7 protein-coding genes are annotated in these 9,724 nt (G+C 58.4%); all 7 read right to left on the bottom strand.

The window, feature by feature from the left end; genetic code table 11:
* Positions 1-54: 54 nt before the first annotated feature.
* Complete coding sequence (locus tag RBB47_RS30825; RefSeq protein WP_305989773.1) at positions 55-1,404, bottom strand: glycosyltransferase family 4 protein; 1,350 nt, start codon at positions 1,402-1,404, stop codon at positions 55-57.
* Complete coding sequence (locus RBB47_RS30820) at positions 1,404-3,665, bottom strand: glycosyltransferase family 2 protein (protein ID WP_305989772.1); 2,262 nt, start codon at positions 3,663-3,665, stop codon at positions 1,404-1,406. The genes RBB47_RS30825 and RBB47_RS30820 overlap by 1 nt, the downstream gene beginning before the upstream one ends.
* A 4-nt stretch (positions 3,666-3,669) precedes the next feature.
* Positions 3,670-4,434 (bottom strand): hypothetical protein, encoded by a 765-nt coding sequence (locus RBB47_RS30815; protein WP_305989771.1) that lies wholly within the window; start codon positions 4,432-4,434, stop codon positions 3,670-3,672.
* A gap of 36 nt (positions 4,435-4,470) precedes the next feature.
* Positions 4,471-5,727, bottom strand: a complete 1,257-nt coding sequence (locus RBB47_RS30810; protein WP_305989770.1) for a glycosyltransferase family 4 protein — start codon at positions 5,725-5,727, stop codon at positions 4,471-4,473.
* The gene (locus tag RBB47_RS30805; RefSeq protein WP_305989769.1) at positions 5,724-6,575 is read right to left on the bottom strand and encodes a methyltransferase domain-containing protein; all 852 of its coding nucleotides are present in this window, start codon (positions 6,573-6,575) and stop codon (positions 5,724-5,726) included. The genes RBB47_RS30810 and RBB47_RS30805 overlap by 4 nt, the downstream gene beginning before the upstream one ends.
* Positions 6,572-8,782, bottom strand: coding sequence for a glycosyltransferase family 2 protein (locus tag RBB47_RS30800; protein ID WP_305989768.1), 2,211 nt, complete (start codon positions 8,780-8,782; stop codon positions 6,572-6,574). Before RBB47_RS30800 ends, RBB47_RS30805 begins: the two co-directional genes overlap by 4 nt.
* A 91-nt stretch (positions 8,783-8,873) precedes the next feature.
* Positions 8,874-9,476, bottom strand: a complete 603-nt coding sequence (locus tag RBB47_RS30795) for a calcium-binding protein (RefSeq protein WP_305989767.1) — start codon at positions 9,474-9,476, stop codon at positions 8,874-8,876.
* Between the last annotated feature and the right edge of the window lie 248 nt (positions 9,477-9,724).

Genomic DNA, 9,724 nt, shown 5'->3' with positions numbered 1-9,724 from the left:
TTCTAATTTATTTTGAAATTCAAACTGATTTTCGTCTAAATCAGACCCCTAATCTTAGGCACTCTGTTTCAGATTGTTCGGCAGAGCGGCGGTGGGTGACATGCGGCTGCTTCCCACCGCCCGGTAAAGCGACAGGTGCTCTTGCGCGCAGCTCACATAGTCTTGCGGTTGAGGAATGCCCTTCCGGAGCGTATCCCAGAGGTCCCTGTCTTCGAGCGCTTCGCACAGACGGTCCGACAGGTCCTCCGGGCTGCCCCCCAGAAAGTGCAGACCGTCGACGCCGTCGCGGACCTTTTCCGCCATCCCGCCGACGCCGCTGCAAATCACCGGCCTGCCGTGAAAAAAGGCTTCCTGGATAATGACGGGAGAATTTTCCCACCAGACGGACGGAACCAGCACCCAATCCACCTGCCGCATCAGGGCCGGCATATCCTTGTTCTGATAAGCCCCTGCAAATCGAACACGCAAACCCGCTTTTTCCAGGAGCTCTTCGATCTTCTTGCGAAAAGGATCGGGCTGCCAATCCAGGTTGCCGCCAAAAATGGTCAGCGACGCATCGTCTTTCCAAAGGGCATCCGGAATCCGCTGGACCGCATCCAGCAGCACGTCGACGCCCTTGTAAGGTGTCATCTGGCCAAAGAATGCAAAGCGCGACCGCCGGTCGGCACCACCCTTCAAACGTCTTGGTTCGGCTCTTTCGTCGATACTGAGACCATTCTCGATAACCGAGATCCTGTCGCCGGGCAGACCCCATTCCTGGTAACGCTCCGCCAGAAATCTGCTCGGCGTTACGAACCCGTCGGCAAGCCGCAGCATCGATTGAATGAAATGTTTGCGCCGTACAAAAGATCCCGGCGAGATCTCGGGAAAACACCCGTGACACGCGATCGGTGACGCTTGCCTGCACAGGTCATGACTGCCTGTTTTGACCATCTGTCCGTGATGAAAACAGATCGGCAGAAACTCATGGAGTGTGACGAAGATCGAAACACTCGGCAAAACATCTCGAATGATGTGAAGCGATTCCAGACCAAAGCCGATGAAATGGTGAAAGTGCACGACGTCAGGGTCAAGCGAGCGCACGAACCGGCGCAGATCCGATTCCAGATCGGCGGTATTCCGGTTCGACATCAGGAACGGATCGTAATCGTCGGCATGGTAGAACAATTCGTCGTCCGCATCCGCAACCCCCATCAGGGCGGATTTGCCGTGCCGGGGATGAGCGTTGCCTACCCGCGCCAGATAAAAGGATTGGGACCCCGGAACAGCTTTCAGACCCTGGTGAAGATTGTAGGAAGCGACTTCGGCACCACCAAGGGACAACGCCGGATGACCGTGGGAGATCACAAGAACGCGCAGCGTCTCCTTGCCGATCTGCTCCGGTACAGTCTTATCCCCTGCCATCACACGCTCCCCTTCAGCGCGGCAAGCGCCGGGCTCCACGCGCGTTCAAAGAGTTTCCGGTCGAGGTCCACGACAAGTCTGTGCCAGAGACCCTCGCTGCCGTTACCGTCTTCCGGATGGATCATTTCCACCTGCGGAACCCAATGGGCCCCCAGGCCGGACCGGCGTAGTTTCAGCGTCGCGTCGATCCCCTTTTCATCGGTTCCCAGATAATGACGCTCAAAGCCGCCGACATCCGCCAGCGCGGTTCTTGGCAGGACACAACAATCAAACGTGGCCGCAAAGACGTCGCAGCTTTCAGCGCCCTGAAGCGTTCGGCGTGGATAGCCGACGTAATGCTGTCTCAGAACGCTCGCCCCGTCGTCCTGGTCAATCCAGCTTCCCGCCCACCGGATGGTATCGTCTTCATAGAGGATTGTGGGTGTGACAAGGCAAGCGGAATCGCGTTCCTGAAAGGCCGACATCAGTGGCTCGAGCCAGCCGGGAGTGTCCGGAATTATGCTTGAACTGAAACACACGGCCGTATCGGAGGGAGCCGCTTCCAGACCGACCTGAAGCGCGTCGAGCTTGTCCTCCACGTTTGCGGCCGCAACTGCCCGAAGCGCCAGACCGTAAAAGCCGGCCAAGCGTTTGATTTCCTGGATTTGCTGACCGAGGACGGTTTCGGACGCCGACACGACCAGGGGTGTTCCGCGCAGCATCGGGTCGAGTGCAAATACGGGCAACAAGGTGCGGATCTTTTCAAGGTTGCCGTCCAGGCCGATCACGATCGAGCGCGACGCGGTGTCCGGCACCGCGCCGAAATCCTGCGTGTCGACGATTTCCGGTGCAGGTCGCGTTGTCTTCTGCAGAAAGGGAAGAAACTGGCGCTCGATGACGTCCGTCTCGGACGACACTGTCGGACCAACGCCCGCAACAAGACAGCGAAGGGCAGACCGCAAGGGTGCCTTTCCCAGTACAAGGGGTGAATAGGCGGAGCGCCCGTCCTTCACAACGATTTCGAAATAGGATCCGCCGCCGCCAAGCGTTTCGCGCGTCGGGACAAATGCCAGGAAACCATGCCGGTGTTGCGCGGCCGGTCCATTGAGAAACGGCGACAGCTCCTCAAATGTGCTGGTGACATCCGGCCGGTCTTGCGTTGTCCATGTCTCGTCCAACCGGAAGGCGAGAGTTCCGGAGCGGAACATAACAGCCGCAACATGATCCTCCGGATCGAGCAGCCATCCGGCCAGCAAAACCCCTGCCCCATCCGTGGCGATGCTGAAATCAACTCCGATGCGCACCGGCACATTGAGTTCGCTGACCGTGTCCCTGCCGTCAAAGCGCCACGAGGCTCTTTCAAGCTTTGCGCGTCCCTCGCCGCCAGCGCTCAGCCGGGGCAAAAGGGCGCGGATATGCCCTGGGAGCGCGCGGGGCTGCGAGATGCTTCCCCTGTCGTGCATATCGACCTTGTTCCAGCCGTTGCGCCCCCGGAAAAAGACAGACTGCACGGTTTCCGGCACAAGCGTCTCCGCCGCCTCCATCAGGGCGAAGAACCCCGACACCTTGCCGCCGGCTTCCTTCCGTTCGCCAAGGCAACACGTCAGGTCGGCGACCTTGAGTATGCCGTCATAGACGAATACCCGGTTGCTTCCGGCAGGCAGATCCTTCGACCAGCCTTGCAGAAAGAGGTCGCCCTCGTCGAAACCGCCAATCAATTCAACAAAACCGTTTCGTTTTGCAGCGTGCCTTACGATGGCCGCAGCAACCTCACGGTTTTTCTGGTCAGACGATCCGGCGAACAGCGCGTCGATCAGTCTGTCGATCAGGCTGGATAAGGACAGAGGCAGCGCATCCGCGACAAGACTTAGAAAATCCCCCAAATCGACAGGACCGGGCTTCACCGCAAAGGCATGTGCATGTCCCTTGCTGCGGATGGTAATTCTTTGCAGCTCCACCGGCGAAATGGACTCCAGTGGCAAGACACCAACGAATGGCACCTGCTTGCCTGTCATCTTGTCCGGGCGCGGCAGACTAACAATCGTGCAGGGAACGGTCGCGCGTGGATCGTCGTTCAGAGTCGCGGGCAGCGTCGGTACGAAACTGTCGCCAGCACCTGCGACGAGAATGGTGCCGCTGTCCAGCGCGGCACAGACGAGAATGCGGCCGTCAAGCGGCAGCCCAGGCACTGGCCGTCCCGGCACTCCGGAAGGCTTTGCCGCACCGTCCGGATTTGCACCGGTCAGCTTTTGCGCGCCCTCCAGAGAAACAACCGGCTCCACCGCGCTATCTCCACAAACCGCCAGCGGCGGCAAAGAGCATGCCCCCGACGAAGCCGAGCAGAACCGCAAGCAGCAACAGGTGCACTTTGAGGTTGTTCCGGCTTTTCTCCCCAAGCTCCGTCAGCCGGTCATCAAAACCTTTCAGCGTCGCGTCAAAGCGCAACAGAAACACTTCAAGCTCGCCGACCCGCTTGGTAATGTCGCCCTGCCCTCCCTTGAGGATCTTCAAGGCTTCGCCAAGTTCCCCTTCCGTCGACGCCAGCGTGTCAATACGCTTCGCGGTCTCTTTCAGGATGTCGGTTGCGTCGCGCTGACCGATCGCGCTTTTGCCCTGGATGGAAATCACCCGGTCCAGCTTCCGCATCACCAGAGAGAGCGGCAGCGCGATTGCCGCCTCGGCTGCCCGCTCCTCAGCACTCGGACGCGGCAACGTCACCTGGGTTCCATCCTGCGGGGACTCGGCGACGACAGACATGCCATCGGGTGACGCGGCAACGGCCTGAGGCAAGTCGATATCGAACGCATAAGCGCCATCGCCAATCCCGTTGCGTTGCAGATCGATGCGCTGCGTTTCCGCAAGTTTGCTCAGAACGCGTTCGCCATCGTGGATCACATGGATGGTCATGCGATCTTCCGGATGCGCCGCGTCCCAGGCCCAGCCAAGCAGGCGCCCCTTTTCGAAGGCGTCGACCCGGCCCTGGATCTTGGGAACCGGAACCTGTTCTTCCTGCCCGTCTTTCCTCTTGTCTTCCAGCTTTGCGGCAGTCATGTCGTTCTCACTTGGCTCCGAAATAAGCGAAAGGCTTTAGGCCGCAGGATCACTCGCGTCGCGGTGCCGCTCCCCGAACAAGTCGAGGTACTGCTTCGCGACGGCGGAAACCGGCGGCGGCTTGCGCGTATTTCCGGCAAGCTTGCGATACAGCTTCGGGTCGTCGGCTGCCGCTTTCATCACTGCGGCCAGACTGACCGGGTCGTTCCTGCGCACATGCAGGCCGTCAATTCCGTCCTGAACCGCTTCGGCCATGCCTCCGACACCTGTCACGATGGCTGGCCGGTTATGCTGCTGTGCCTCCGCAATCACGAGAGGCGCGTTTTCCCACCAGACAGATGGCACGACGACCCAATCGACAGGTTCGATCAGATCAGGCACGTCCTGCGGCTTGTAGGGCCCGAGGCGGACGACCTGCGGTGCTGTTGCTTCGAAAAGACCGTCAAGCCGTTCTACGAACTCAGCGCTCTGAAACGGTGAGCCGCCATGAACACGCAATTCAAAGTCTACCTCCCGGTCCCGCAATATTTTTGCAGCTTTCAGGAGAACCTCGATGCCCTTCCAAGGCGTCAGGTTGCCGAAATAACCGAAGACGCGTTTGGAGGCGTCGCTGTCTGCCCGGCCCGGTGCAGGGTCTACCTCCGGCCGGCCATTCCGGATGATCATGATTTTCGCTGCCGGCAAGCCCCAACGAATATAGACATCGCGCAGGAAGGCGCTGGGGGCAACGAATGTATCGACAGCACCGAGATGGGTCTTGATGAAGCGCTCCCGCAAACGCATGTCGTTCGGCTTGGCTGATTCAAGGCACCTGCATAATCCGCCGGCCCCCAACGCGGCACATGGTTCGTCAGGGCTTTGCATCAGGACGCCGTCATTGGCACAGATCGCGTAATAGTCGTGCAATGTCATCACGATCCGGACATCTGGAAGAACGCGCCGGATCAGAACAGGCAGTTCGACACCGAACAGAAGCAGATGATGGATATGGACGACATCCGGGCGATAGCTTTCCAGGAGCGCGGTCATGTCGGGAACGAAGGCGCGCAGATCAACCTGGCTCATGTTGAAACGGTCGAAATGACCGGCCCACATCAAGAGCTCATCACCGCTGTCGCTGATGGCCTGAAAGCTGGTGCCGGGGTGCGGTTCGCGGTGCAACTGGTTGGTCGCACCGACGAAAAGCGACTGGTGTCCCGCGTTCCGATAGGCCCGCGACAATTCCAGCGCGACGGTCTCAGTTCCGCCCGGATGCAGGTCTGGATGATTATGCGCAAAAACCAGAACCTTCATTCCTGACGCCCCCGCGCGGACTTCACGGCCACGAAAATATCCTGATAGTGCCCGCTGCCGGTTTCGCCGCGCCAATGACCCAGCTTCTTGAGTGCGATTTCAAAACCCGTGGCCTGGAGGGCGTCGTCGATAAATCCGTCATCGAAGGCAACAGCGGCCAGCGGCGACGTCTCATATGCGTGCCATGCCGGGCCGTCTCCCATGCGCTGGAATTCCAGCCTTGCGTCGGCATCGTTGGACGATTGTTCCTGGTCCGGCTCGACAACGAATGCCGACAGGAAAAGGCGCCCACCCAGCTCAAGCAATCGGGAGATTTCCCGGAAATAAGGCTCGATTTCATCCGCGGGCAAGTGGGTAACGACAGATGTCATGACGGCGAAATCGAATGACCCGTTGGCAAAGGGCAGCGCGATTTCAGATCCACGGATGTAGCCGTCCGGATTGTAGAGTTCGTTTGCGATGTCGAGATGCATGAAACGGAAGTTCGGATAGACCGAACCGATGTTTTCGGTGCACCACTGGATTCCGGGCGAGGCCGGATCGATGCCGACATACTGCCCCCGTGCCGGATCAAGATACTGGGTCAGTGGAACAGCCATGCGACCGATCCCGCAGCCGATGTCGAGAACCCGCTCATGCTCGTTGAGACCGGCCATTTCGACGAAATAGCCCAGAAACTCAGAGCCGATGGACAGGTAATCGCCATCCCCGACGAAGTTTTCCTCCTCCGGCGGCACCGGCAGAAATCTGTTACGGGTGATCGTTTTCTGAAGAGCCGACAGTCTCTCCCCACCGATGTCCGCAGATTTCAGCCTTTCGGCATCCTTGATCAAAACAGGCGAATTCATGTCACCACCACTCCGTCACGTGCGCTGATGGAAGACATGATCTCTGCGATTTCCTGTTCCCACCGGGATTGCTGAAGCCAACGATTGTATTGAGAAGCAACGCCGCGCGTGTAATCCCCATTTTTGCTGATGGAAATTCGCTCGAAATGATAAAGCTCGACATCGCCAAGATAATAAATCTTCTTGTTGTATCTCCGTAGTTTCAAACACAGATCACTGTCTTCGTAGTCGCCGATGATAAAGTCGGTCGAGAACCCGCCGACCTGTTCAAAGTCGTCCTTCGCCAGTACCAGACAGGCACCGGTCACGCCCGGAACCTCGCGCGACGCGCTCGCCTCGGCGAACAACCTCGGAAATCCCTTGAAGTAGTGGTGGTTGAACCACCGGCCCTTCTCGTCCTGGATGAACTTCAGACCGGCATGCTGAATGGCGTTATCCGCATAAAGCAGCTTCGCCCCGACGGCACCAACCTGCTCGTCCATCATCAAAGAGGCGCACATTTGTTCGAGCCAACCGCTCTCCAGCGGCACGACGTCGGAATTGACCATGGCAAGATACCGGCCGCGCGCGTGTGCTGCGCCCTCGTTGCAGGCAAGTGCATAGCCGCCGTTGCGCTCCATCAGAACGAGGCGTACCGGCAGGCCGTAAAGCAGCTGATATCCCGTCAGCAGGTCCTCGACATGCGTGACCTGTTCAGGTGAATCGAGAACAAAGATGATCTCTGCGTTTTCGGCAAGCCAGCGGTCCGCCGCAAAAGCTGCGAGCTGCGGCTTTATGAATTCGTAGACCTTGTAAAGCGGGATCACGATAGAAACGAGCGGACGGGCCGGCTGGCTGCCAAACGAAATCTCCACCGGTGCGCCGACCGATTGGCGGAACCTTTCCTGGAGATCGGCAAGTGGCTTGGCGAGACAATTCGCAACGATGTCGTCCGTCGCGTGGCGCGGTGGCACGACAGCAAGCGCACTCGCACGGCTTTCGACCGGATCATCGGCTTGTGGCGGCGGGACAAGCGTGCTGCGTTCCCCTGACGCGAGCTTCAGTTCCAGGCGCGGTTGAATATGATGCAGCAGATCACCGCCAAGGTCTGCGAAGGCGACAAAACGCTTGATCGCGTATCCGCCCTGCGTTTCAGGCAGCACGCCGTCGAAAGAATGAAGCGTCAGAGGCAAAGGCTTTGCGTCAGCACCAAGCATATCCAGCCCGGCATAACTGTTGCCCGGATCACGCATCCAGCCGCCGACCAGAACACCGCTTTCAACAGCAAGCGCTGTCTCGACGGCGCAGAAGGCTGCGGTCTCTCCAAGCGCACCATGCCGCCGGGCCGGCACAGGTTCGCTCAGTTGCAGGTCGCGCACAGCCGCGCGCGTTGCCGCGGACCGTCCGCCGAATTTGGTGATGATGTAGTCTCTCAGTTCCGGCAGCTTTCGGCTGTTTCCAGCCCACCAGGCACTTAGCGAGCGTGATGCGCCCTCCATCTCCAATCGGCGGATCGCCAATCCCCACGGCCCCGACAGGGCAAGAAAGCTTTTGGAAGGCAGAGGCGCCAGCTCAACGGCGCCGAGAAACAGCCGGTTCCGGCCGTTGTTATAGAGCGTGTTGAACGGATGGGCGTCGAGCCGTTTGACGCCGGCATCACCGATCAAGACGGCAGAGGAGATCTCTGTACACTCACTGTTGAGCAGCGTTTCCAGAAGACGCGTGTTACCCACCGAAGCGACGCAGTCGGCGACAGGCGGTGAATCATTGACGGATCTGAGAAGCTTGATCGCAAATTCGACGAAACTGCGGGAAAGGCTCAGCCGGAACATGCCCGACCATGTGTTCAAGATGGTCGACACCAGAACCGCACAGGCATTCTGGGTCAGGCCGCTTGTCAGGGCGTAGGGATCGGCTGCGCGCTGGGACTGGTTGAAATCAACACTTAGCTCTGCTCCCGACCCGACTGCGCCGGCAGTCAGCTTCAAATGCAGCGCCGATCTTTCCTTTAAGGACAGAGCCCAGACGATCCGTGACCGGCCATCGAGAAGCGCAAGTCGAACACTCGCCTTGGCAGAGAATTTTCGATTGGCGACCTCGTCCAGTTGCGGTGCCGCGTTGACCGCGTGCGGTGGATCCCAGGCAACCAGATAAACGTCCGGTGTCAATTGCAGAAACTGCGGCGCGTCAAAGGGTGACTCCGCGTAGGTGCCGAGCTTTTCGAGCATGTTTCAACTTCATTGCGCGAGAACAAGTGCCGGACGAGCGGCAGAAACCTCCCCGAACACCCGGCAAGCCGGGCGCCCGGGGAGGAAATCGTCAGGTGACGACGACGAAACCTTCCGGATTGTCCTTCAGGTCGTCGGCATCGATGTTGTTGAGCGTGACAGTATCGCCATTGCCCAGGTCGATGACCGTGTTGTTGCCCACCTGGGTCGCACGGTCGGCGACGTCCTCGGCCGAGCTGATACCGGTGTTGTTGATGTTCGAGGAAATCTGGACCAGATCGCCTACCTGGAAGTCCATAACGATGTCGTTGCCACCACCGCCGGTGAACACGAACACGTCATGGTTACCGCCGCCGAACAGCAGGTCGTTTCCGGCACCGCCGTCGATGACGTCGGTCCCTTCACCACCGAGGATGATGTCACCACCATCACCGCCCAAGATGTAATCGGAGCCCGATCCGGCATTTATGATGTCTGCGCCATCACCGCCGAGAATGACGTCATCGCCACCCTGTCCGAAAATCTTGTCTGACCCTTCTTCGCCAGCGATAAGGTCTCCGCCCAAACCGCCGAACAAAAAGTCATCACCGTCATTTCCCAGCACCACGTCTGCCGACCCGAGGCCGAATATGAAATCCTGGGCACTTGTACCCTGCAGGAAATCCTGGAAAGCACTGCCTTCTATTGTGGCCATAGCTTACTCCTGAAGTTTACCTCACTTAAACAACGCCCCGGAAACCGTGGCACGCCGCACCGCACAAACCCCGTTTTCCTTGCGGTGCAGAAGTTACAATACACACTTATCAATTTATTCAAAGAGTTGAATGATGAAAAAAGTAAGGCAATATTTTGTTTGTCGAATTTTTTATATAATATTACTTGGATGATATTTTCATTTTTGACTACTTTTCTGATTTTATTATATCTATTTTCGAAATAAAT

Source organism: Roseibium sp. MMSF_3544, assembly GCF_030732845.1.
Lineage (GTDB): Bacteria > Pseudomonadota > Alphaproteobacteria > Rhizobiales > Stappiaceae > Roseibium.
This window is presented reverse-complemented; position numbering and strand designations above follow the sequence as displayed.